Origin of the sequence: Paraburkholderia sp. BR10937, from assembly GCF_040965695.1 — a bacterium.
In the GTDB taxonomy this organism is placed as follows: Bacteria; Pseudomonadota; Gammaproteobacteria; order Burkholderiales; family Burkholderiaceae; genus Paraburkholderia.
The window spans coordinates 1-255 of the sequence record NZ_JBFRCL010000211.1; the positions used below are offsets into that span (position 1 = coordinate 1).

The following is a 255-nucleotide window of genomic DNA, read 5'->3' on the forward strand; positions in this document are numbered from 1 at the left end:
GTGCCCGCCTGATTGCACTTGCCCAACCCCATCTCGATTCGATGCGCTGGCACGGCCTGCGCCTGGTTGCCGCCGATGGCAGCCGTCTGCGCGTGGGCACGCGTCGCGGCCATGAACTGTGCGCCGATCACTACGCGTTTGCGCTGTTCCTGCCGGGGGCCGAACTGACCCTGCACGCCGCGCTTCATCCCGCCGACGGTGCTGAGCGGCAGATGCTGTTCGAGGCGCTGCACGCACTGCAGCCGCGTAGCGATC

At 68.6% G+C, this 255-nt stretch carries 1 pseudogene; it reads left to right on the plus strand.

Features of this window, described 5'->3' with window-relative positions:
• Positions 1 to 255 (plus strand): annotated as a pseudogene (locus tag AB4Y44_RS42700) (IS4/IS5 family transposase); the annotation flags it as partial.